The sequence below is a fragment of the Pannonibacter phragmitetus DSM 14782 genome (assembly GCF_000382365.1).
In the GTDB taxonomy this organism is placed as follows: Bacteria; Pseudomonadota; Alphaproteobacteria; order Rhizobiales; family Stappiaceae; genus Pannonibacter; species Pannonibacter phragmitetus.
This window is the reverse complement of sequence record NZ_KB908220.1, coordinates 191,567-214,804: the sequence shown is the minus strand read 5'-3', so window position 1 is coordinate 214,804 and position 23,238 is coordinate 191,567. Positions and strand designations below refer to the sequence as shown.

General features: G+C 62.5%; 18 protein-coding genes. 11 read left to right on the top strand and 7 right to left on the bottom strand.

Annotation, left to right across the window (positions count from 1 at the left end; genetic code table 11):
* On the top strand, positions 1-230 hold a 230-nt coding region (locus H163_RS0111950), incomplete at its 5' end, for an integrase core domain-containing protein (RefSeq protein WP_019964821.1).
* 70 nt (positions 231-300) lie between these two features.
* On the opposite strand, the gene H163_RS0111945 is transcribed toward H163_RS0111950, so the two are convergent.
* A complete protein-coding gene (locus H163_RS0111945) occupies positions 301-3,705 on the bottom strand; it encodes a leucine-rich repeat domain-containing protein (RefSeq protein WP_147290429.1) in 3,405 nt (1,134 codons plus the stop codon).
* Between the two features lie 102 nt (positions 3,706-3,807).
* Positions 3,808-5,130, bottom strand: coding sequence for a guanine deaminase (guaD, locus tag H163_RS0111935; protein WP_019964817.1), 1,323 nt, complete (start codon positions 5,128-5,130; stop codon positions 3,808-3,810).
* A 222-nt stretch (positions 5,131-5,352) separates the two neighbouring features.
* On the opposite strand from guaD, the gene speB reads away from it, so the two are divergent.
* Entirely contained in the window at positions 5,353-6,312 is a 960-nt protein-coding gene (speB, locus tag H163_RS0111930; RefSeq protein WP_019964816.1) for an agmatinase, read from the top strand.
* A gap of 297 nt (positions 6,313-6,609) precedes the next feature.
* On the opposite strand, the gene H163_RS22720 is transcribed toward speB, so the two are convergent.
* Together H163_RS22720 and H163_RS0111920 are read right to left on the bottom strand one after the other, a co-directional pair.
* Positions 6,610-7,278, bottom strand: a complete 669-nt coding sequence (locus H163_RS22720; RefSeq protein WP_019964815.1) for a DUF6653 family protein — start codon at positions 7,276-7,278, stop codon at positions 6,610-6,612.
* A 27-nt stretch (positions 7,279-7,305) separates the two neighbouring features.
* Positions 7,306-9,129: a PHA/PHB synthase family protein gene (locus tag H163_RS0111920; protein ID WP_019964814.1), complete on the bottom strand. Its 1,824-nt coding sequence runs from the start codon at positions 9,127-9,129 to the stop codon at positions 7,306-7,308.
* Between the two features lie 281 nt (positions 9,130-9,410).
* Between H163_RS0111920 and H163_RS0111915 the strand changes: the two genes are divergently transcribed.
* From H163_RS0111915 to H163_RS0111875, 9 genes are all read left to right on the top strand, one after another.
* Positions 9,411-9,749, top strand: a complete 339-nt coding sequence (locus tag H163_RS0111915; protein ID WP_147290428.1) for a hypothetical protein — start codon at positions 9,411-9,413, stop codon at positions 9,747-9,749.
* Positions 9,750-10,025: 276 nt separating this feature from the next.
* Positions 10,026-11,243, top strand: a complete 1,218-nt coding sequence (locus tag H163_RS0111910) for an LL-diaminopimelate aminotransferase (protein WP_019964812.1) — start codon at positions 10,026-10,028, stop codon at positions 11,241-11,243.
* Positions 11,244-11,336: 93 nt separating this feature from the next.
* Positions 11,337-12,668, top strand: a complete 1,332-nt coding sequence (locus H163_RS0111905; protein WP_026355763.1) for a homoserine dehydrogenase — start codon at positions 11,337-11,339, stop codon at positions 12,666-12,668.
* A 46-nt stretch (positions 12,669-12,714) separates the two neighbouring features.
* Positions 12,715-13,710, top strand: a complete 996-nt coding sequence (gene glpX / locus H163_RS0111900; protein WP_019964810.1) for a class II fructose-bisphosphatase — start codon at positions 12,715-12,717, stop codon at positions 13,708-13,710.
* Between the two features lie 15 nt (positions 13,711-13,725).
* Complete coding sequence (gene recJ / locus H163_RS0111895) at positions 13,726-15,558, top strand: single-stranded-DNA-specific exonuclease RecJ (protein WP_244296132.1); 1,833 nt, start codon at positions 13,726-13,728, stop codon at positions 15,556-15,558.
* Positions 15,559-15,689: 131 nt separating this feature from the next.
* Positions 15,690-15,893, top strand: a complete 204-nt coding sequence (locus H163_RS0111890) for a hypothetical protein (RefSeq protein ID WP_019964808.1) — start codon at positions 15,690-15,692, stop codon at positions 15,891-15,893.
* 95 nt (positions 15,894-15,988) lie between these two features.
* Positions 15,989-16,894, top strand: a complete 906-nt coding sequence (locus H163_RS0111885; protein ID WP_019964807.1) for a nitrilase-related carbon-nitrogen hydrolase — start codon at positions 15,989-15,991, stop codon at positions 16,892-16,894.
* A 264-nt stretch (positions 16,895-17,158) separates the two neighbouring features.
* Complete coding sequence (locus H163_RS0111880) at positions 17,159-17,677, top strand: NUDIX hydrolase (protein WP_019964806.1); 519 nt, start codon at positions 17,159-17,161, stop codon at positions 17,675-17,677.
* Between the two features lie 100 nt (positions 17,678-17,777).
* Positions 17,778-19,268: an inorganic phosphate transporter gene (locus H163_RS0111875; protein ID WP_019964805.1), complete on the top strand. Its 1,491-nt coding sequence runs from the start codon at positions 17,778-17,780 to the stop codon at positions 19,266-19,268.
* 85 nt (positions 19,269-19,353) lie between these two features.
* Here H163_RS0111875 and H163_RS0111870 read toward each other — a convergent pair whose 3' ends face one another.
* The 3 genes from H163_RS0111870 to H163_RS0111860 are packed head-to-tail and all read right to left on the bottom strand — an operon-like array spanning position 19,354 to position 23,238.
* Positions 19,354-19,923 (bottom strand): sarcosine oxidase subunit gamma, encoded by a 570-nt coding sequence (locus H163_RS0111870; protein ID WP_019964804.1) that lies wholly within the window; start codon positions 19,921-19,923, stop codon positions 19,354-19,356.
* Entirely contained in the window at positions 19,916-22,936 is a 3,021-nt protein-coding gene (locus H163_RS0111865) for a sarcosine oxidase subunit alpha family protein (RefSeq protein ID WP_019964803.1), read from the bottom strand. Before H163_RS0111865 ends, H163_RS0111870 begins: the two co-directional genes overlap by 8 nt.
* A complete protein-coding gene (locus H163_RS0111860) occupies positions 22,933-23,238 on the bottom strand; it encodes a sarcosine oxidase subunit delta (protein WP_019964802.1) in 306 nt (101 codons plus the stop codon). The genes H163_RS0111865 and H163_RS0111860 overlap by 4 nt, the downstream gene beginning before the upstream one ends.

The window sequence follows — 23,238 nt, the reverse complement described above, 5'->3', positions numbered from 1 at the left end:
GTGATAGTTACGACAACGCCTTGGCCGAGACGATCAATGGCCTCTACAAGGCCGAGGTCATCTGGCGCCAGCGGTCATGGCCGAGCGCGTCGGCCGTCGAAATGGCGACCCTGCGCTGGGTCGATTGGTTCAACAACAACCGCCTGTTCGGCCCCATCGGGCACATCCCGCCCGCAGAGGCCGAAGCCAAATACCATGCAGCCCAAAAGACCCTCGATATGGTTGCATGACTCAAATGAAACTGCCTCCGGAAAACCCGGGACGGTTCAAACCGGCGGGTTTTTTTTGTTTGGGGGGGGATCAGGTGAGGGCGTAGTCGAGCAGGTCTTCCAGAGTGCGTGGCTGCAGGGTGTCTGCAATCACCTCCAGAATTTCACCGACGTGCGCAGCATATGTTTTCAGTCTGTGATGGCTTTGGCGGTCGCCGGGGCCCATGTCATCGAGAAACTCTTTTTCCTCGTCGTAAGCTGTCTTCCAGTGCCGCGCAATTTTTGCCCGCCCAACTGGCGTGAAAATTCCGGCGTCGGGTGCGCTGAAAAGACGTGCCTTTTCAAGAAAATCAGCCCTATCGCCCTTCGCCAGCCTCCAGATTTCGTAAAGTTCAAACATGCAATTGCGGGAGCGAAGGTACTTGTCAGTCAACACAATCAGGATCTTGTCACCCTTCGTGAGCGTGCTCATGAAATCGGATATTGAATCTCCTAAGCCTATTTCGTCCTTGTCCCTGCGGATCTGAACACCCTTTTGCTGAGCAGATTGACAAAACTCATCGACAATTCTGTCCCGGTCAGGTGTTTTTTCATCGGCCCATGCGTAGGAGACGAAGTAGTTGGAAGGCCGCTTCGGGTCTGGCTGGAAGTCAGGTTCAGGCAATTTTTCTGGCAATTCGCGTAAAGTTTTTTCTTGAGTTTCTAAGCCGAACAACTGCGCCTCTTCAAGGATCCATTGTGTCAGCTTCTTGATCAAAGGGTCTGACTGGGTGCCTTCTGCAGTAATGGTGATCGATCCCGACCAGTCATCTCTGATCGTTTCCTCTACTCGAACGCGAGATTGCGTGGTTGCGTCATAGCCACAAAAGCCATGCCGCCAGTAGTGACAGTTCATTCGGGCCTTTCGCCCGACTCTCACGATTACGTTGCGCATGAAGCCCGGAGGCAATGTGGGAAATTCAAGTGTGTGGTCGTTCCCCTCAATGGTTCCGGTGATCCCTTCGTCTGCGTAGTGCTCCGGCAGGAGGTCCGGGGCGACGAATGTCGTCTCTATTGGAGAGGTCAGCTCAGATCTGACCGCAAAGCAGATGCCCGCCTGCTGCATGAAGCCAAGGAACAGCTCTTGTTCAGCTGTTGTGTAGCCTGCGTTGTCCCACAACAGCATGGCAAGTGTATCCCGGGTGAAGCATCCTCGCTGACTGAGCAGATACTGGTAGCTCTTTGTCCGGTCGAAGACAGAGTAAACCGCTTCCAGCACCCATGCCTGATCAAGAATGATGGAATCGCCGAAAAGGCCCTGCTGCCAGAACACTTCACCTGCATTGTGCAGAAAGTTTAGGAACAGCTCCGTGTTGCTGATGCCGCCGGCATCATCACAAAGGCGCTGGAACTCCATGAAGGACAGCGTGCGGTGCTGACGTTCACTCGGTGGGTGTGTCAGATCCTCTTCGCGCAGTTTGCGCAATTGATGAATGACCGCCAGCCGGACCTTGCCAATAAGAGGCGGGTTGAACTCCTGTGCCGCATACTTCAACCGCTCTTTCAAGGACGCTTCGCCCTCCTGCGTCTTTGCGCTGTAGGAGAGGGAGCGGCAATAGTGATCCTCTTGCCGGAGCGTAGCCACTGCCGGATGCTCACCGGCATCTTCAAACCGGTCAAGCTGGTTTTGGACTGCGATCAGCGGTGTTCTGGGGCTGCCGAGACGGCGGACGGTACCGAGCCACCAGCTGACGGGACGGTTGCGAACCTTGGTGCCACCGTGCTCGGCCTCGTCCGAATTGTCCGTTTCCGGCGTCCAGACCAGCAGGAAGACGGCTCGGGATTTCAGAAAAAGTGCATGGGTGCCAAAATAGATGTCTTGACCGCCGAAATCCCAGATGTTGAATTGGCCGGAATTTTCAGGGATTGGTGCGCTTGTGAGCTGGATACCGTGTGTTGAGTCGGCTTCGGCGTCAAAGTTCAGCCCTCTCAAACGATTGCAGATCTGGGTCTTGCCGATGCGGCCATTGCCCAGCACCATCAGTTTCACGTCTTTAAGCGGCTCCGGATCATCGCCCAGATCGGCCAGATGTGCTCGCAGAGCAGGGAGGCAGTTGCCTGAGACGGTGCTCGCTAGAACCTCATCTGGAACGCCCGGTAGAATGGTATTGTGCAAGTTCACTTGCTCAAGATTTGTGTTCTGCCAGAAACCCAAAGGTACAGTTTTTAGATGGCAGTTACTGCTGTCGAGTTGTGACAAGCCTGTTAGCCTTGCGAGCGGAGTAAGGTCGCTGACCTTTGTGTCGCTGCAATTCAGAATCGTCAGTTTAGTCAGATCCTTAAGAGGTTGAAGATCTCTGATCTGTGTATTGCTGCAGTCTATTTCTGTTAAAACTGTCATCTGTTGAACGGGTTTGAGGTCGCTGATCAATGTGCTGCTGCAAACTAGAGATGTTAGTCTTGTCAGCTTTTGAATGGGTTTGAGATCGCTTACCTGTGTGCCACTGCAGTCGAGAGTTTTTAATCTTGTGAGCTTTTTAATGGGTCTGAGGTCACTAACCTGAGTATCTCCACAATCTAGATCTGTCAATTTTGTCAGTCGTTGAAGTGGATTGAGGACGGTTACTTGCGTGTTGGCGCACGCAAGTGTTATCAAGCTATCGAGCTCTTGAAGGGGCTTGAGGTCGTTGACTTCTGTGCTTCTAAAATCGAGGTGTGTAAGTTTAGTCAGCCGCTTGAGGGGGGTGAGGTCGCACACCTGTGTTCCAACGCATACAAGCGTTGTCAGGCTAGTCAGTTGCTGAATGGGTTTAAGATCACTGACCTGTGTGCCGCTGATATTTATATGTCTTAATTCTATAAGGCGCTTAAGAGGTTTTAGGTCGCTAACCCGTGTGCCACTGCAGTCAATTTTCTCTAATATTTCCAGTCTTTGAAGGGGTATTAGGTTATTTATCTTCGTGCTCACGCACTCTATTATTTTTAGGCTAATCAGTCGTTGAAGGGGTTTGAGATCTCTAACCTGTGTGTCGCTGAAATTTAAAGTTTTTAAGCTTTGCAGATGTTTAAGCGGTTTGAGGTCGCTAACCTGTGTGCCGCTGCAATTGAGGGTTATTAATTTTGTCAGTCTCTGAAGAGGTTTAAGGTCGCTGACCTGTGTGTCGACGCACTCAAGCATTGTCAGGTTTGTTAGCCCCTCAAGGGGAGTGAGGCTGGCCAGCAGTGAGTAGCTGAGATCCAGAAACTCAAGTTGAGCGAAAGCGGTTGAGAAACTCTCCGGCAACATGTGATATGTGTTGCGCAGCTCTTCTGTGTTTAAATTTTGGTAAATCAGATAGGCATTTTTCCGAGCTTCTGCAGCGGCACCCAGATAAAGCTGTTTCAGCCAGCTCAGTTCAAGAAGTTCTGGTGGAATTTCTTCCAGTTGCAGGCCGCCGAGATCCAGTTCTTCTGCACCGCTTGCGCGGCAAGCTGCGATCCGCCGCAGCGCTTCCTGATAACCTTCGTGATGAGGCAAGTCCAAACTCCGGCGACCCAGAAGTGAAATGGCAAGCGCAGCGCGCGATTCATGCAATTTTTACATGGGTTTGCCGTGCCGTACAACTTCGGGCTCGTCAGCTCATCCCCCCTTCATCCCCACCCCCGCCACATAGGTCTCCACCACCGCCCGGTCATCGCCCAGCGTTTGCAGGATGAAAAGCTCATCCGCCAGGGAGCGGGCGGTTTCGGCGCGGAGGGCCATTTCGGGGGTGCCGGCGGGGTTGAGGATGATGATGTCGGCTTCCGTGCCGGGCTCCAGCGTGCCGATCCTGTCTGCGAGGGACAGGCTTTCGGCATTGCCGCGGGTGGCCCAGTAGAAGGTCTCGAAGGGGTGGAGGCGCTGGCGCTGGAGTTGCAGCACCTTGTAGCCTTCGTCCAGTGTGCGCAGCATGGAATAGGACGTGCCGCCGCCGATATCCGTGGCGATGGCGGTGCGCACGCCCGCGCTGTCCATGCGTGCCTTGTCGAACAACCCGCTGCCGAGGAAGAGGTTTGACGTGGGGCAGAACACGGCGACCGAGCCCGTCTCCCGCATCACGGCCAGCTCCCGGTCATTCATGTGGATGCAGTGGCCGAGCAGGGTCTTCTGGCTCAGAAGGCCGTAGCGCTCGTAGATGGCGAGATAATCCGCATCCTGCGGGTAGAGCTCCAGCGTGTAGCTGATTTCGTTGAGGTTTTCGTTGATGTGGGTCTGCAGGTGGCAGTCCGGAAATTCGCGCAGCAGCGTGCCGGCCGCCTCCAGCTGTTCCGGCGTGGAGGTGATGGCAAAGCGCGGGGTGATGACGTAAAGCGCGCGGCCCCGTCCGTGCCATTTTTCCAAAAGGGCGCGGCTGTCGTCATAGGCGCTCTGGGCGGTGTCGCACAGGGCGGCGGGGGCGTTACGGTCCATCATGGTCTTGCCGCCCAGCATGCGCATGCCGCGCCGCTCCGCCTCCTCGAAATAGGCCTCGACCGAATTGGGGTGGCTGGAGCAATAGGCCACCGCCGTGGTGGTGCCGTGGGCGATGAGCGTGTCATAGAAGGTGCTGGCGATGCGCGCGCCATGGGCCTTGTCGGCAAAGCGCTGTTCGGCGGGGAACGTGTAGTCGTTCAGCCAGTCCAGCAGCTGGTCCGCCCAGGAGGCGATCACCTGCGCCTGCGGGAAATGCAGATGCGTGTCGATGAAGCCCGGCAGGATCAGATGCGGGCGGTGGTCGGTGACGGGCGTCCCTTCCGGCGCCTTTGCGGCCACAGCAGCGAAATCACCCGCAGCGGTGATCAGCCCGTTCTCGATCAGGAGCCCGCCATCCTCATGCACCGCCAGCGCCCCCTCATCGCCCGCGCCCATGGGACGGCGCAGAAACGAAACGGTCCGGCCGCGCAGCAGCTTTGTGGTGGCGTGAGGCAAGGGTCTGATCTCCATGTGAGCGGGCAGCAAGGACGGATTAGGCAGCCATCCGCCAAACCCATCCTTTTTAATGAGGGGCAGGGGACGGCACAAGGGCATGAGCGGTGCGCCTGAAAGCCGGCTGACGCACGAAGATGTCTTGATGTCCCGGCAAGGCCCCTTGTTTTCCCGGATGGCTGGGCTAGGGTCGCGGCGCGGGGCAGGCGGCCCCGTGTTCCTGACTTTTCCGGAGTTCCCATGTCTTTCAAGCGTCCCCGTCCGACCGACAATGCGGTGTTCGGCAACAGCGTGACCGGCGGCTCGCATGAGCCCACCTATGGCGGCGTGCTGTCCTTCATGCGCCGGCGTTACAGCCGCGAACTCACGGGCGTGGATGCGGCGGTGCTGGGCATTCCCTTTGATGCTTCTGTGTCCAACCGTCCCGGCGCGCGCTTTGGCCCGCAGGGCGTGCGCCGCGCCTCGGCGATCTTTGACGGTGATCCGCAATATCCGTTCCATGCTGACCCGTTCGAGGGGCTGGCCGTGGTGGATTATGGTGATGTCTCGTTTGACTATGGCCGCAACGCCGAAATCCCGGCCTGCATCGAGGCGCAGGCCCGCGAGATTCTGGATCAGGATGTGCATCTCTTCTCCATCGGCGGCGATCATTTCGTCACGCTGCCGCTGCTGCGGGCGCATGTGGCCAAACACGGGCCTCTGGCGCTGGTGCAGTTCGATGCCCATCAGGACACCTGGCCGGATGATGGCGGGCGCATCGACCACGGCACGATTACGGGCCGCGCCGTGCGCGAAGGGCTGATCGATCCGGACAAGTCGATCCAGATCGGCATCCGCACCCATGCGCCCGACACCTGCGGCCTCGAGATTCTCTATGGCGAAGAGGTCGAGCTGCTCGGCGTCAATGGGGTGGTGGAGATGATCCGCGACCGGGTGGGCGATGCCAAGGCCTACATGACCTTTGACATCGACTGCCTGGACCCCGCCTTTGCGCCGGGCACGGGCACGCCGGTGGCGGGCGGGCTCACCTCGCGCGAGGCGCTGATGATCCTGCGCCGCCTCGGGCCGCTCAATTTCGTCGGCGGCGACGTGGTGGAAGTGGCGCCGGCCTATGACCACGCCGACATCACCTCCATCGCCGGCGCCAGCGTTGCCCAGCATTACCTCGGGCTGCTGGCCGAGAAGAAGCGGCAGGGGTAAGGGGAGGCCATGGCCCGGTGTGAACGGGCACCGGGCTGCTTGTTGGTGTGCAATTGCCTGAGGGGGGCAATCATGCCCTCCTGACAGGCCCCGGCACAAGACGGGAGCGGCGCTGTCCAAAGTCAAGTAGCTGAAAAACTGTCCCGCCCCTCAGTCATCCCCGCGCAGGCGGGGATCCAGTAGCCCCGGTGTGAGTCATCTCCTGCTCCAGGCGCACTGGATCCCGGTCTTGCCGCTGCGCGCCAAACCGGGATGACGATGGAGAGGGAGAGCGGAAAGCCGCTGATCGCTCAGCTCTCACCCGTGCTTGCGGTTGAACAGGCCGGAGGGGCTGCTGTTGTCGTTTTGCGGGGCAAGCGTCCAGGCCTTGTAGAGCGGGTGGCTGTCTTTCATCCGCGCGTAGAGCTTCGTCATCTGATGCAGGAAGGCCATCTTGCCGGCATAGGTGAGCGCCGCGCCGCCAAGCGTCAGAGCCAGCATGTTTTCCGCAGCGCCCCACAGCGCAACAATGAAACCGGCGCCTGCCAGCAGAGACAGGGCGAGGGCGGTGCGGGACATTTCTGCCGGAATGGGCACGAACATGCGGTTCAGCCAGATCCGCTCGCCAAAGGTGGCGCGCACGTGCCAGCGGTCCGTCCGGCGGGGCGGCGGGAACAGGCGGGGATTGAGCCAGAGCCAGATCAGCACGAGGCCGGTGGCCGCCAGTGCGCCGGGCAGGCCGATGATGCTGTGGCTCCACACGGCCAGCAGCAGCACCGGCAGGGTGGCAAAGCGGGTCCACACGCTCCAGCCGCTGGCGTGGCGCTGCCAGACCTTTGCGTTCATGCCGAGCCAGCGGATCTGCCCGGCCGGCATGACGGACGGGCGGATGCGTGCCTGCCCGCCCTGCGGCCTCAATTGCCTTGCGTTTTCCATCGTCTTGACGGCGTGCCCCGAAACCGCTCCCTGAGCATCTGCCGCGCCCATTGCGCGGCAGCAATCCGGTTCTCCGGATCAGGCCTTTATCTTAACGTAAGTTCCCGGCGCGTCACCCAGGATTTTCACCCGGTGCGCGCCCGGCTTGCGGGCCTTCACCGTGCTGCCGTCCTGCTGGCGCAGCCAGGCATCCCAATGCGGCCACCAGGAGCCGGGGTGTTCCACTGCCGTCTTCAGCCAGTCCTCATAGGCGCCTTCGGGCTTGCCGCCGGTCCAGTACTGGTACTTGCCGCGGGCCGGAGGGTTGACCACACCGGCAATGTGCCCGGAGCCGGAGAGGATGTAGTCCACCGGCCCGCCGAAGCATGACGAGCCCTTGAACACCGAATGCGGCGGGGCGATGTGGTCTTCCTTCGTCGCCAGATTATAGACCGGAATCGTGACCTTCTTCAGGTCCAGCTTCTGGCCGCCGATCTCCATCTTGCCCTTGGAGAGGTTGTTCTCCAGGTAGCAGTTGCGCAGGTAGAAGGAGTGGTTCGCCGCCGGCATGCGGGTGGAATCGGAGTTCCAGAACAACAGGTCGAAGGGGAAGGGCTCCTTGCCGCGCAGATAGTTGTTGACCACGTAGGGCCAGATCAGATCGTTGGAGCGCAGCATGTTGAAGGCGGATGCCATCTTGGAGCCGTCCAGATAGCCGCGTTCGGCCATGCGTTTTTCCAGAATGGCGATCTGCTCCTCGTCCACGAAGACCTTCAGGTCACCAGCATAGGTGAAGTCCACCTGCGTGGTGAAGAAGGTGGCCGAAGCGATGCGGTCATCACCTGTTGCGGCCATATAGGCCAGCGTCACGGCCAGCAGCGTGCCGCCGACGCAATAGCCGATGGTGTTGACCTTGGTTTCCTTCGTGGTCCTGGCGATCACGTCCAGCGTGCTCAGAATGCCTTCGCGCATGTAGTGCTCGAAGCTCTTCTGCGCCTGATGCTCATCCGGGTTGATCCAGGAGATGACAAAGACCGTGTGCCCCTGATCCACCGCCCATTTGATGTAGGACTTCTCCGGTGTCAGATCGAGAATGTAGAACTTGTTGATCCAGGGCGGGACGATCAGCAGCGGGCGCTTCAGCACGGTTTCCGTGGTTGGATCGTACTGGATCACCTCGCACACATCATTGCGGGCGATGACCTTGCCCGGAGTAAGAGCGAGGTTCTTGCCGAGGGCAAACTTGCTGGCATCGGTCTGGCGGATCTTGATGTCGCCGCCGCCTGCCTTGATGTCCTCGGCCAGAAACTCCATGCCGCGTGCCAGGTTCTCGCCGTTGGAGGCGAGTGTTTCCTTCAGCAGCGCCGGGTTGGTCAGCACGAAATTGGACGGGGACAGCGCGTTGGACAGCTGCTGGACGTAGAAATCGGCCTTGTGCTTCGTGTGCTCGTCCAGCCCCTCGGCCTCGCTCACCATGGACTGGGCCCAGTTGCTGGTGATCAGGTAGAGCTGCTTGAGGAAATCGAAGAACTGGTTCTCGTTCCAGTCCGGGTCCTCGAAACGCTTGTCGCGCGGCGGGGGCGTGGCGGCGGGCTGCGAAGGCTCGCCCATCATGCGCTTGAGGGAGGAGTTCCACAGATTGATGTAGCCGCCCCACAGGCGGGATTGGGCATCGATGGCGCGCTGGGGATCGGACATCCAGTATTCGCCGACCTGTGCCAGCGTCTTGACGACGGAGGTCAGCTCGTCCGGGGTCTGCGACGAGGCTTCACCCTTCTCACGGGGCTCCAGATAGGCGGCCAGAGCCTTGCCGCCGTTCTCCATCATCTTCGCCAGATTATGCGCAAAGGCTTCCGGATTGTTGACGATGTACTGCATGACCGGATTGTTCTGTTCGTCTGCGTTCCGGCGGTCATCTGCCATGTCAGGGTTCCCCTCCCTTTCGGACTGCTTTTTCTCTGCGCGGCCGGCCTTGCGGCGTTCTGCGATGCTTTGGCGCCTTCACTATCAATGTTGCCGTTCCGATTTATGACACGGAATGGGGCGAGGGCGAATGCTGATTTCAAGCATAATCAACTGATGCTGGCGGGAAATCCGAAAAACACCGGATTGGCGAGTGACCGCAGGCCGTTCACGGGGTTATAAGCGGCCAGATGTTTTGCGCGCTGGCCCTGGTGCCGTGCGCCTTGCGGAGGTTTGAGACGGTGAGAGCGATTGCGGCTTTGGGTGTGGTGGTGCTGTTGGGCGGCTGCGCAAGCGAGCCGGATACATCTGTCTTCAGCATGGTGAGTGCACCCATCACGGGGAAGCGCCCGCAGACCTCCCTGCCGCCGCTGCCGCCCACCATTGCGCAGGATGGCGAAGAGGTTTCCGGCGTTCTGGACGATCAGGCGCGCGAGGCGAATCTGGAACGGCTGAAGAAGCTGTCCGAGGCACGGGCTGCCGTGCAGGGCGGCAGCGGCGCGTCAGGGTCGGCGGCAGAGCTCGCGCGGCTGCGCGATGCCCATGGCCAGGCAGCACTTCAGGAAATCGAAGGTCAGTAAACAGCAAGGCTCCGGGGTGCCTGCAGGACTGACCGGCTTGCGGTGACGCCGGCTTGTGATGGGCGGCTTGTGAACTGTCATGAGCCATCAAAAAAACACGGTGCAGGCCCTTGAAGGTGCGTGCGCAAGTGAAATGGTGCTGATAAGAAGAGCGCCACACAGAAAACGGTGACATCTGTCCCCCTTTTTGCGTCTGACCAGGTGGTCAGCGAATCTGGCGGAGAACGTCCGCCGGATGTGTTCGGCTAGCAGCAAAAGGAACGCGAGGCCCGCGCCATGGAAGAGTTTCACAAGACCCGCAGACTGCCCCCCTATGTCTTCGAGCAGGTCAACAAGCTCAAGGCGGCGGCACGAGCGCAGGGCGCGGACATCATCGACCTTGGCATGGGCAACCCGGATCTGCCGACCCCTCCGCATATCGTCGAGAAGCTGACCGAAGTGGTGCAGGACCCGCGCACCCACCGTTATTCCGCCTCCAAGGGCATCACCGGCCTGCGCAAGGCCCAGGCAGCCTATTATGAGCGCCGATTCGGCGTGAAGCTGAACCCCAACACCCAGGTGGTGGCGACGCTCGGCTCCAAGGAAGGCTTTGCCAACATGGCCCAGGCGATCACCGCGCCGGGCGATGTGGTGCTGAGCCCCAACCCCAGCTACCCGATCCACACCTTCGGCTTCCTGATGGCCGGTGCCGCGATCCGCGCGATTCCTGCCGAGCCGGGACCGGAAGTGTTCCACGCGCTGGAGCGTGCGGTCATCCACTCGGTGCCCAAGCCGATTGCCGTGATCATGTGCTATCCGGCGAACCCGACCGCCTATGTGGCGGATCTGGAGTTCTACAAGGATGTGGTCGCCTTTGCGCGCAAGCACGACATCTTCATCCTGTCGGATCTGGCCTATTCCGAGATCTATTTCGGTGACACGCCGCCGCCGTCCATGCTGCAGGTGCCGGGTGCCATCGAGGTGACGGCGGAGTTCACCTCCCTGTCCAAGACCTTCTCCATGCCGGGCTGGCGCGTCGGCTTTGCCGTCGGCAACGAGCGGCTTCTGGCGGCGCTTGCCCGCGTCAAGTCCTACCTCGATTACGGCGCCTTCACGCCGATCCAGGTGGCTGCAACGGCTGCGCTCAACGGGCCGGATGACTGCATCGTGGAAATGCGCAACACCTACAAGCGCCGCCGCGATGTGCTGGTGGAAAGCTTTGGCCGCGCCGGCTGGAACATCCCGGCTCCCGAAGCCAGCATGTTCGCCTGGGCGCCGATCCCGGAGAAGTTCCGGGCGCTCGGCAGTCTCGAATTCTCCAAGCTGCTGCTGGAGAAGGCCGAGATCGCCGTCGCACCGGGCATCGGCTTCGGTGAATATGGCGATGACTATGTGCGCATCGGCCTCGTCGAAAACGAGAAGCGCCTGCGTCAGGCTGCACGCAACCTGCGCCGTTTCCTTGAAACGGCGGATGAAACGTTGCACAACGTCGTGCCGGTCAGCGCCGCGCGCTGATCTTCTCACAGGCCGGGACTTCCCGGCACCCGGACTAAACCGGCTGGCGCCCCGCGGCGGGCGCTGGCCCTCATCAACCGGAACATATCGTCAATGGCTTCAGCTTTGAGACTTGGTGTCGCGGGATTGGGAACGGTCGGAGCTTCGCTCATCCGTCTCCTGTCCAAGAATGGGGATGCACTGGCCCGCAAGTGCGGGCGTCCCGTTGTCCTGACTGCGGTGACCGCAAGGGACAAGACCCGTGACCGTGGCCTCGATCTCACTGGTGTCACCTGGTTTGATGATGCAGCCGAAATGGCGCGCTCTGCCGATGTGGATGTTGTGGTGGAACTGATCGGCGGCGCCTCTGGTGCGGCCGAGGCCTGCGTCCGTGCCGCGCTCACCTCCGGCAAGCACGTCATCACCGCCAACAAGGCGCTGCTGGCTGCCCATGGCGTGGAACTGGCCGGGATCGCCGAAAAGGCCGGTGTCTCGCTCAACTATGAAGCGGCGGTTGCGGGCGGCATTCCCATCGTCAAGACCCTGCGTGAGGCGATGGCGGGCAATTCCGTCACCCGCGTCTATGGCATTCTCAACGGCACCTGCAATTACATCCTGACCCGGATGGAGCGCGAGGGCCTGTCCTTTGCCGAGTGCCTGGCCGATGCACAGCGCCTTGGCTATGCGGAAGCGGACCCCACCTTCGACATCGAAGGCAACGACACGGCGCACAAGCTGGCGCTGCTGACGAGCCTTGCCTTCGGCTGCAAGATCAGCGCCGACGACATCTATCTGGAAGGCATCAGCTCCATCACCACGGCCGACATCAAGGCGGCAGATGAGCTGGGTTACCGGATCAAGCTTCTGGGCGTCGCTCAGGTGACCGAAAGCGGCATCGAGCAGCGCGTGCACCCGACCATGGTGCCGAAGACTTCGGCCATCGCCCGTATCGATGGCGTGCTGAATGCCGTTGCGGTGGATGGCGACTTTGTCGGCGGCGTCGTGCTGGTTGGCCCCGGTGCGGGCGGCAATGCCACGGCATCCTCCGTCGCTTCGGATATCGCCGACATTGCCCGTGGCGACATTGCCCCGGCGCTGGGTGCGCCGAGCAACGTGCTCACCGACTACAAGCGCGCGGGCATGCGCATGCATGAGGGCGGCTATTACATCCGCCTGTCCGTGTTTGACCGTCCGGGTGCCTTTGCGACGATCGCGCGCTGCATGGCAGATGCGGATATCTCGCTGGAATCCATCGTCCAGCGCCGCCGCCGTGCGCCGGGCAGTGGCCTTAATGGCGCCGAAACCGAGGTGCATGAAGCTCAGCCTGTCATATTGATCACGTATGAGACCTCCGAGACGGCTGTCCGTCAGGCGCTGGAGTCCATCGAGGCCAAGGGCGTGGTGGCTGACCGGCCGCAGATGATCCGCATCGAGAAACTGTCTTAAGCCCATCCCGTGAGGATGGTCCCATTCATGTGTTCAGGGGATTGCAATGCCGAAGAAAGAAACCGCAGCCTCAAGCTCGCTTGACCGCATTCTGACGCTGGAACTGGCCCGCGTGACCGAGCGTGCAGCCGTTGCAGCTGCCCGCCTGCGTGGCCACGGCGATGAAATGGCTGCCGACCAGGCCGCCGTGGACGCCATGCGCCGCGAGCTGAACAACCTGCCGATCGACGGCACGGTGGTGATCGGCGAGGGCGAGCGTGACGAAGCACCGATGCTCTACATCGGCGAGGAAGTCGGCACCAAGCAGGGCCCGAAGGTGGATATCGCCCTTGACCCGCTGGAAGGCACCACCATCTGCGCCAAGAACCTGCCGAACTCGCTGGCCGTGATCGCGCTGGCCCCGGCAGGCGGCCTGCTGAACGCGCCGGACAGCTACATGGAGAAGCTGGCCATCGGGCCCGGCTATCCGGCCGGCATCATCGACCTTGATGCCCCAATTGCCGAGAACCTTGCCAATGTGGCCAAGGCCAAGGGCGTGAAGATCTCCGAAATCACCGCCTGTGTGCTCGACCGTCCGCGTCATGCCCGCCTGATCGAGGACATCCGCGCCACCGGCGCTGCGATCCGCCTGATCGGTGACGGTGACGTGGCTGGTGTCATCCACACCACCGACCCGGAAGAGACCGGCATCGACATCTACGCCGGCATCGGCGGCGCGCCGGAAGGCGTGCTGGCGGCGGCAGCCCTGCGCTGCATCGGCGGCCAGATGCAGGGCCGTCTCGTCATCACCCGCGACGAGCAGGTGGAACGTGCCCACCGCATGGGCATCTCCGACATCAAGCGCAAGTATCAGCTTGAGGAGATGGCTTGCGGCGACGTGCTGTTTGCGGCCACCGGCGTGACCGATGGCAACTTCCTGCAGGGCGTGCGCTTCGGCCGCGAACGCATCACCACCCACACCGTGGTCATGCGCTCTTCGACGGGCACCGTGCGTTACATCAAGGCCCAGCATACCCAGGTCGAAAAGTTCCATCTGGACTGAGCTGGAGGGCAGGGCGTGACAGGTGCCGGACCTATTGCAGGTGCCGCTTCGGAGACCGGGCGCACCGTGCTGGGCGTGACACGTTCTGCAAACGGACAGATCTGGCGTGAGCGGCTGACACAGGCGCAGTCGCTCACCGCCCTTGCCATGGCGCAGCGGTTCGGCCTTGCCGATGTGATCGCGCGCGTCATGGCGGCCCGCGATGTGGCGCTGGAGGAGGCGGAAGCCTTTCTCGACCCGACGCTGAAGGGGCTGATGCCGGACCCTTCCAGCCTTGTTCACATGGATCAGGCTGTGGCGCGGGTGGCTGATGCCGTCCAGTCCGGCACCCGCATCGCCATCTTTGGCGATTATGACGTGGATGGTGCCACGTCTTCCGCGCTGCTCTCCCGCTATCTGGCCGAGGTGGGGCAGGAAGCGGTGATTCATATTCCCGACCGCATCATCGAGGGCTACGGCCCCAACGGCCCGGCCATCGAGGCGCTGCACCACGATGGGGCACGGCTGCTGGTGACCGTCGATTGCGGCAGCACCTCCTTCGAGGCATTCGAGACGGCGGCGCGGCTGGGGCTGGATGTGGTGGTGATCGACCATCACCAGTGTGGCGTGGAACTGCCGCAGGTGCGCGCGCTGGTCAATCCGAACCGGCAGGACGACTTGTCGGGGCAGGGGCATCTGGCGGCCGTGGGCGTCACGTTCCTGTTTCTCGTCGGCCTCAACCGCGAACTGCGCCGGCGCGGCGCCTTTGCCGGACGCCGGGAGCCGGATCTGCTGGCGCTGCTCGATCTCGTTGCCCTTGGCACGGTCTGCGATGTGGTGCCGCTCAAGGGCCTGAACCGCGCCTATGTCACCAAGGGCCTCATTTCCATGCATGCCCGTTCCAACCCCGGTCTTGCGGCGCTGGCGGATGTGGCGCGGGTGGGCGGCAAGCCGTCCTCCTATCATCTGGGCTTCCTGCTGGGGCCGCGCATCAACGCGGGCGGGCGCATCGGAGATGCTGCCCTTGGCGCCCGCCTTCTGACCACCCGTGACAGCGCGCAGGCCCGCGCCATTGCCGAACAGCTGGACCGGCTGAATGCCGAGCGGCAGGCGATGGAGGCGGTGATGCTGGAAGAAGGTGATGCGCAGGCCGTCATCCGCATCCAGGCTGAAGATCCTGCTGTGCTGCTGACCGGTTCTGACGGCTGGCACCCGGGCATCGTCGGGCTGATCGCATCCCGCCTCAAGGAAAGCCACCGCCGCCCGGCCTTTGCCATCGCCTATGATGCCAGCGGCAAGGGCACCGGCTCCGGCCGCTCGATCCCCGGCGTCGATCTTGGCCGTGCCGTGCGCAAGGCCGTGGAGGAAGGGCTGCTGGAAAAAGGCGGCGGACATGCCATGGCTGCCGGCCTTACCGTCCGGCGCGAGCGGGAAGGGGAGCTGACTGCCTTCTTCAACGAGATGCTGCGCGAGGACGTGGAGATCGCCAGCGCCAGCCGCGAGATGAAGGTGGATGCGGCGCTGACGGCGGGTGGTGCAACGATCGAGCTTTTGAACAAGCTGGAACTGGCCGGGCCCTTTGGTGCTGGTCATCCGGAGCCGGTGTTTGCCTTCCCCTCACACCGCATTTCCTATGCTGATGTGGTTGGCAATGGCCATGTGCGGGCAACGCTGGCCGGTGCTGATGGCCAGACGCTGAAGGGCATTGCCTTCAAGGCTGCCGAGAAGCCATTCGGCGAAGCGCTGCTGGCCGGACGCGGCAAGACGCTGCATGTGGCGGGCAGCCTCTCCATCGACACCTGGCAGGGCGCGCAGCGGGTGCAGCTGCGCATTCTGGATGTTGCGGACCCGCAGGTGAACCGGCTGTGAGGGACCTGCGGGCAGCATAGGTCGCGCGGGGGCAGGTTTTGCGTTTTTCTGCCCCATTCGCAGAGCATTAACCATGCCGTAAGGGGCACGCGGTAGAGTCATCAGGCTGAAGGATACAGCGCGGGGATCTGATGAAGAGCCAGGACGAACTCAGAGCGGTGTTTGCGGAACTGGACCGTTCCGCCGATCGGGCGCTCGCTGGCCTTGCCAAGGTCCGCGCTGGCGTGGATGCCGATCCTGCACCGCTGCCGTCCAGCTTCATTCCCGTGCCCCTGCAGGAATGCCTGACAGTTGCTGCCTTGCTCAGCCTTTTCAAGCTGGGCATCCCGGGCTGAACGCCCGCAGATCACGTTTCCGTCTCTTTACCAGCGCTCTTAAATCGGTCATGCAGAAGGGGTAAGTTTGCCCCGCAACAGCATATGGACCGGCCATGACTGACTTTCCGATTGCCCTTTGCGCCTTCAATCTCGGCTTCGCACCGGCCTCACCGGCGGAGTATGTGGCCGCCATTGAAGCCCGCATGCAGCGTGCAAAGGAGGGCGGTGCACGGCTTCTGATGCTGCCGGAATATGCCATCGAGGCCTGCCTCTCGTTCAAGCCGGACGGACTTGCGCCAACATCCGAGCTGGCCTTCATGGCAGGCGTTGCACAGGAAATTGCGCCGCAACTGGCGGATCTGCCGCGCAAATACGGCCTTTCGCTTCTGGCAGGTTCAACACCCTGGCCCGCGGAAGACGGCGGCTTCACCAACCGGGCCTGGCTTTACACCCCGGAAGGAGAAGCCCATTCCCACGACAAGCTGGCGCTGACACCCTTCGAGAAGGATCCGGAAAGCTGGACGCTCAAGCCCGGCAAGCGGCTGAAGGTGTTCGAGCTGGAGGGCGTGCGCATGGCCATGCTCATCTGCCTTGATGTGGAAATGCCGGCGCTGTCCTGTCTGCTGGCGCCGGAAAAGATCGACCTGCTGCTGGTGCCCTCCATGACATCGCAGCTTTCCGGCTATCACCGGGTATTCGATTGTGCCAAGGCGCGGGCGGTGGAACTGATGACCTGCGTTGCCGTCTGCGGCGTGACGGGCGCCTCCACCGGCACGACACAGAATGACACCAATATCTCCGGTGCGACGCTGTTCACCCCTTGCGAAGCCGAACTGGGCTTCACGGGCATTGCTGCGACCCTGGCGCCTACGGGCGGCATCACCGGAGAAGAGCCCTTCCTCATCGTTCATCCGCCGCTCGATGCCGTGCGCCAGCTGCGCGCCGGCGGGGCCGAGGTCTGGCCGGGAAGCTGGAGTGCGGAGGGAATCACCGTGGAACGCGAGGATCTCAACACTTGACGGCATGGCGCCGGAAGCGCAGAAAACTGCGCTTCCGGATTGCTGCAAAGCGCGCATTTTCGAGTTAGCCGGCAAATTTTTCGATTTTTTGAAGATGACTTTACGGAATGTCGCATTATCGGCGTCATTCTGTCTGAGCATGCCTTGACTTGCCGGTTCGAATGAACATTTCTTAAAGGCGAGAGTTTTCATTTGAGCCTTTAAGGGGGGTGTTTCGCCCCTGTCAGGCCTCTTCTTTCACACGGTTGAGGGAAAGGACGTCCGATGGTGGACAGTGCGACCTCATATCTGGACCCGGCAGTGACGTCCCAGTCTACCACACAGCGTCTGTGGGGCCTTCTGCGTGGCCTCTTCCTGCGCCCGGCACGGCTGCAGATTGCGGCCCTGTGCCATCGTGTGCGCAACGGCCAGCTGGAGGTGCTGCTGGTTGCCTCACGCGGCACCAAGCGCTGGATCCTGCCGAAAGGCTGGCCGGAGCTGGACCACAGATCACACCGCACGGCGATGATCGAAGCCTTTGAAGAGGCGGGCGTGACCGGAAAGGTCTCGCAGGAGCCCTATGGCCGTTTCCGTTCCACCAAGGGCCTCGACAGCGGCCTGCGCGTCGACACCGATGTGCTCGTCTTTCTGATCGAGGCGCAGGCGCAGGCCGAGGACTATCCCGAGGCAGGCGAGCGGGAATGCCGCTGGCTGCCGGTTGCCGAAGCGATCAAGCTGGCCAGCGAGCCGGGTCTGGTGGATATCCTGAAGCGGCTAGAGCGCGACCGGGTTACAGCTGCCTGAAAATCTGCAATAACGGCGCCAATTCATGAAAAACCTGTAGCGGGTGCTCTGCGGCGTCCGCATGTAGGACGTCACTGGGGACGCCGCGAGGCGCTGCACGTTGAAGAAACCCGAAACTCAATCTGCCCTCGACAAGGATCTCGACCGGATCGGCTATATCGAGGATGCAGCCGGAACGGCTGCGCGCCGTCTCGTTGCGCCCGGCCTCTCCTTTGTCTTCATCATGGTCTGTGCGCTGGCTGCCTGGCAATTTGTCGGCGGTGGCGTTTCCGGCTCCATGCTGATCGCCGCTGCCGCGCTCGGCGCCTATATGGCACTGAACATCGGCGCCAATGATGTCGCCAACAACATGGGGCCGGCGGTTGGTGCGCGCGCCCTGTCGCTGGGGTCGGCTCTCGCCATCGCGGCGGTCTGTGAAACGCTCGGCGCTCTGCTGGCGGGGCGTGAGGTGGTGGGCACCATCTCCAGCGGCATCATTCATCCGCAGGATCTGGCCAACCCTCAGGCCTTCATGCTGGTCATGCTTTCGGCGCTGGTGGCGGCGGGTGTCTGGGTCAATCTTGCCACCTGGATCGGCGCTCCCGTCTCCACCACGCAGGCCATTGTCGGCGCCGTAGCCGGGGCTGGTGCGGCAGCAGCAGGCATTGCGGCGGTCAACTGGACGACGCTGGGCGGCATTGCCATCAGCTGGGTCACATCACCGGTGCTTGGCGGCATTCTGGCCGCTGTCTTTCTTGCCTTCGTCCGCAATGTCACAGTCTACCAGCCGGACAAGATTGCGGCTTCCCGCTTCTGGGTGCCCATTCTCATTGCCGCGATGACGGGCGTTTTCAGCACCTACATCGTGATGAAAGCCTTTCCTGCCGCCGGGCTCAAGCTGCCTGGGGCCATGCTGGCCGGACTTGGGGTTGCCGCCGTGTCCTGGCTGCTGGCCCGGCCCTATGTGCGCCGTCAGGCGCGGGGCATGGAAAACCGCAACCAGTCTGTCCGCCGCCTGTTTTCCCTGCCGCTAGTCTGTGCGGCAGCGCTCATGTCCTTTGCCCATGGGGCCAATGATGTGGCCAATGCGGTGGGCCCGGTGGCTGCCATTGCAGGGGTGATCAAGTCCGGTCATACGGTCAATCAGGTGGAGATCCCGCTCTGGGTGATGGTCATCGGCGCCATTGGCATTTCGCTTGGACTGGTGCTGTTCGGTCCGCGCCTCATCCACCTTGTCGGCCAGCAGATCACCAAGCTCAATCCGATCCGGGCCTATTGCGTGGCGCTCGCGACCGCCGTGACGGTGATCCTTGCCTCCGCTCTGGGTCTGCCCGTCAGCACCACCCATGTGGCTGTCGGCGGCGTCTTCGGTGTTGGTTTCTTCCGCGAATGGGAAACCCAGCGCGTCGGGTCGCGGTTGACTGTCATGGCGGATGGCGCGGGCAAGGGCAAGCGTCTGCGTCCGATCAGGAACCGTGAGGAGCAGAAGCGCCGCTTCCTCGTCCGCCGCGCTCATGTGATGACGATCCTGGCTGCCTGGGTGGTGACGGTTCCGGCTGCTGCGCTGCTCGGCGCCGGCGTGCTTGTGGCGCTGTCCTTCCTGCTCGGCTGAAAGCTCTCCGCCTCATGACAAAAGCCCGGAAGCGGTTACGCTTCCGGGCTTTTTCTGTTTCCGCTCAGGGGCTGCTGCGGCCTCGTCACGCGGGCACCTGCGCCCCCAATTCCAGAGCTGCATCTTCCATGTGTTCCAGCACGTAAGGCAGGAAGCTGCGCCAGGATTCGAGCACGAAACTGTCTTCTGCAATCCGCCACAGCACCACTTCCGCCTTGTGGCAGAGGGTGCGGGTGACCATACCCACCGGGAAGGCGGCGAGGCTGAGATCAAGGAAGACGCCGGTGTTGAGCAGCCAGACGGCCTTTGCGCCCGAGACAAGCACCGCGTCCTGACGGTGCGAGATATCCGTCACCGACGCAGCGAGGCCGGAGACGGCGCTGTCTGCAGCCGCCTGAAAGGCGTCCAGCTCCGCTTCAGGGGCCAGCAGCAGCCATTCATCGGGTCCGAGCCACAGGGCCGCCTTGCTGCCGGATACGGCCGCCGTCAGCGGCTTTTGTGGCAGGGCAGTGCCAAGCACAGAGGCGATGGCCTCCTGCGCCGGGGCGCGGCCCCGGAAGGAGAGCCGGGCCAGCGTTGCACAGCGTGATACGGTCAGGCCCTGGTGACGCAGAACCGGGGTTTCGCCTGCGGCAGGGGTATAGATCTCAGCCATCGAGACGGGTTCCTTCCGGGTCATACATCACAGGATCTACGATCTTCACGGCAATGGCACCCGAGGGCATCGGCACCTGCAGGACTTCACCCATGCGGCTGCGGCCATCCTTGACGATGGCAAGACCGATGGTGCGGCCCAGTGCCTCGCTCCAGTAAGCCGAGGTCACGTGGCCCAATGCAGGCGTGCCCTTGGCCGGGTTCGCCTCGGCGGTGATCTGCGCGCCTTCTTCCAGCATCCGCTTGGGATCGACCGGCTGCAGGCCAACGACCTGCTTGCGGCCCGTGGCCACCAGATCCGGCCGTGCGAGCGAGCGCTTGCCGACGAAGTCGAACTTCTTCTTGCCGATGGCCCACTCCAGGCCCGCATCGGCAGGCGTCACGGTGCCGTCGGTTTCCTGACCGACGATGATGTAGCCCTTTTCCGCGCGCAGCACGTGCATGGTTTCCGTGCCATAGACACAGCCGCCGTGCTTTTCGGTTTCGGCCCAGATCATCTCCCACACCTTGGCGCCATGGCGGGCGGGGATATTCACTTCAAAGCCGAGTTCGCCCGTGAAACTCACACGGAACAGACGGCAGGGCAGCCCGGCAAAGCGGCAGGTGGTAACGCTCATGTGCGGGAAGGCTTCCGCCGAAAGATCCTGCCCCTCGACAAAGGGCGCAATGATCTCGCGCGCCTTCGGTCCCTGCACGGCGATGACGGCAAACTGTTCGGTGGTGGAGGTGATCCACACATCGAGGTCCGGCCATTCTGTCTGGAGGAAGTCCTCCATCATGGCAAAGACCCGTGCTGCGCCGCCCGTGGTGGTGGTGACGTGGAACCTGTCCTCCGAAAGCCTGCCCACCACGCCATCATCGATGATGTAACCGGCCTCGTTGAGCAGCACTGCGTAGCGGCAGCGGCCTGGCTTCAGCCCCTTCCACGGGTTGGTGTAGAAGCGCTCCAGAAACTCGGCCGCGTCCTTGCCCACCACTTCGATCTTGCCAAGGGTGGAGGCGTCGAACTGGCCGGCCGTCTGCCGTGCCGTGCGGCACTCGCGGGCGACGGCGGCATGCATGTCCTCGCCTGCCTTGGGGAAATACCAGGTGCGCTTCCATTGGCCCACGTCCTCGAAGACGCCGCCCTGCTTCACCACCCAGTCATGGGAGGGTGTGCGGCGGACGGGATCGAAGGCATCTCCGCGTGAAGATCCGGCGAAGGTGCCGAAAGTCGTCGGCGTGTAGGGCAGGCGGAAGGTGGTGAGGCCCACCTGCGGCAGGGCCGTGCCAAGCGCGCCGGAGGCAATCGCCAGCGCGTTGAGGTTGGACAGGCGGCCCTGATCCGTTGCCATGCCGGTGGTGGTGTAGCGCTTGATGTGCTCGATGGAATGCATGCCCTCGCGCACGGCCAGTTCCACATCCTTGGCCGTTACATCGTTCTGGAAATCGACGAAGGCCTTCACGCGGGAAGCATCACGGTCATGCGGCAGAGCGCCGAGGAATCCGCCGGTGGCAGCTTCAGCCCCATCTGCGCGGATGCTGCGTGCCTTCAGCGGCGCACCCACGGCCTTGTTCGCGGCCTGCTCACCGGCGGCATAGCCATCGTTGAGCACGGCAGCAAGGCCGTTCACGCCCCGGCAGCTGCCGGCGGACCGCTCGTTCTGGACGCTCACCCCCGGCAGGAAGGCCTGCATCCCGTCATTCCAGACCACCTTGCCACGGGACTGGGAATAGAGGCTGACCGCAGGCGTCCAGCCGCCGGACATGAGAATGGCGTCGCAGCTGATGTCACCTGCTGCCGCCACGCTGCCATCCTCGCGCAACCGGCCCAGCAGCGCCTTGCTGACGCGCAGATGCCCGGAGGTGCCGGTGACGGTGCAGCCGGTTTCCACCCGGATGCCGAGCCTTGCAGCTTCCGCGGCCAGATGCTCCGGCGGTGTGCGGCGCAGGTCGGCGATGGCAGCGATATCCACGCCGGAAGCGGCGAGATCGAAGGCTGCCGTCCAAGCGCTGTCACAGGCGGCAGCCACCAGCACGTTGCGGCCAACCTTTGCGCCATAACGGTTGAGATAGGTCCGCCCTGCGCCCGCCAGCATGATGCCGGGCCGGTCGTTTTCCGGGAAGACGAGCGGACGCTCATGGGCGCCAGCGGCGATGACGACCTCCTTCGCGCGCACCTGCCACAGCCTTTCACGCGGCAGCGCCGGATCGGGATGGGCAAGATGGTCCGTTACCCGCTCGGCGAGGGCGACGAAGTTCTGCACGAAATAGCCGAAAGCCGTGGTGCGCGGCAGCAGGGTAACATTGCCGCGTGCAGCGAGCGTTGCCAGCGTTGCCGCCACCCAGTCCGCCGCTGCATGGCTTTCGATGGTGGCGCCAGCTTCTGCCAGCAGTGAGCCGCCCATTTCCGCCTGCTCGTCGCACAGGATCACCCGAGCGCCGCTCTCACTGGCCGCAAGGGCAGCGGCAAGGCCAGCGGGGCCAGCGCCAATCACCAGCACATCGCAATGCGCATAGGTGTTGGCGTAACGGTCGGGGTCGGCCAGCTTGGGCGGCTTGCCGAGACCGGCGGCGGCGCGGATCACGGGCTCATACACCCGGTCCCAGAACGCCTTCGGCCACATGAAGGTCTTGTAGTAGAAGCCCGCCGGAAACAGCGGCGACAGCACATTGTTGACCGCCCCCACATCGAACTCCAGCGAGGGGAATCGGTTCTGGCTGATGGCCGTGAGGCCCTCGTAAAGCTCCACCTGCGGGGCGCGCAGGTTCGGCGTCTGGTCGCCGTGCCGGTAGACGCCTACCAGCGCATTCGGCTCCTCCGAGCCCGCCGTCACGATGCCGCGCGGGCGGTGATACTTGAAGGAGCGGCCGGTCAGATGCACCCCGTTGGCAATGAGGGCAGACGCGAGCGTATCGCCCGCAAGGCCGGTCATTTCCTTTCCATCGAAAGTGAAGCTGAGGTGGCGGGACCGGTCCACCCGTCCGCCGTTGCCGGTGCGCATGTGGCCGCCGCGTGTGCTGTGGCTGGTCATTTCGCGGCCTCCCGGGCAAGGGCTTCAAGATCAGGCTTCGGTTCCCCGGCCTTGTAGGTGCAGACGAACTTGTCGCTCACCGTGTCGCGCACGGCATTGAAGAAGCGTCCGCAGCCGTGGGTGTGGCGCCAGCGCTCGGCATAGAGCCCGCGCTTGTTGGAGCGCATGTAGAGAAACTGGGCCCATTCCTCATCATCGAGGGTGGAAGGGTCGGCAGGGCGGGCGATATGTGCCTCGCCGCCGTAGCGGAACTCGGTCTCGGGCCGTTCGACGCCGCAACAAGGGCAGAAAATCAGCAGCAT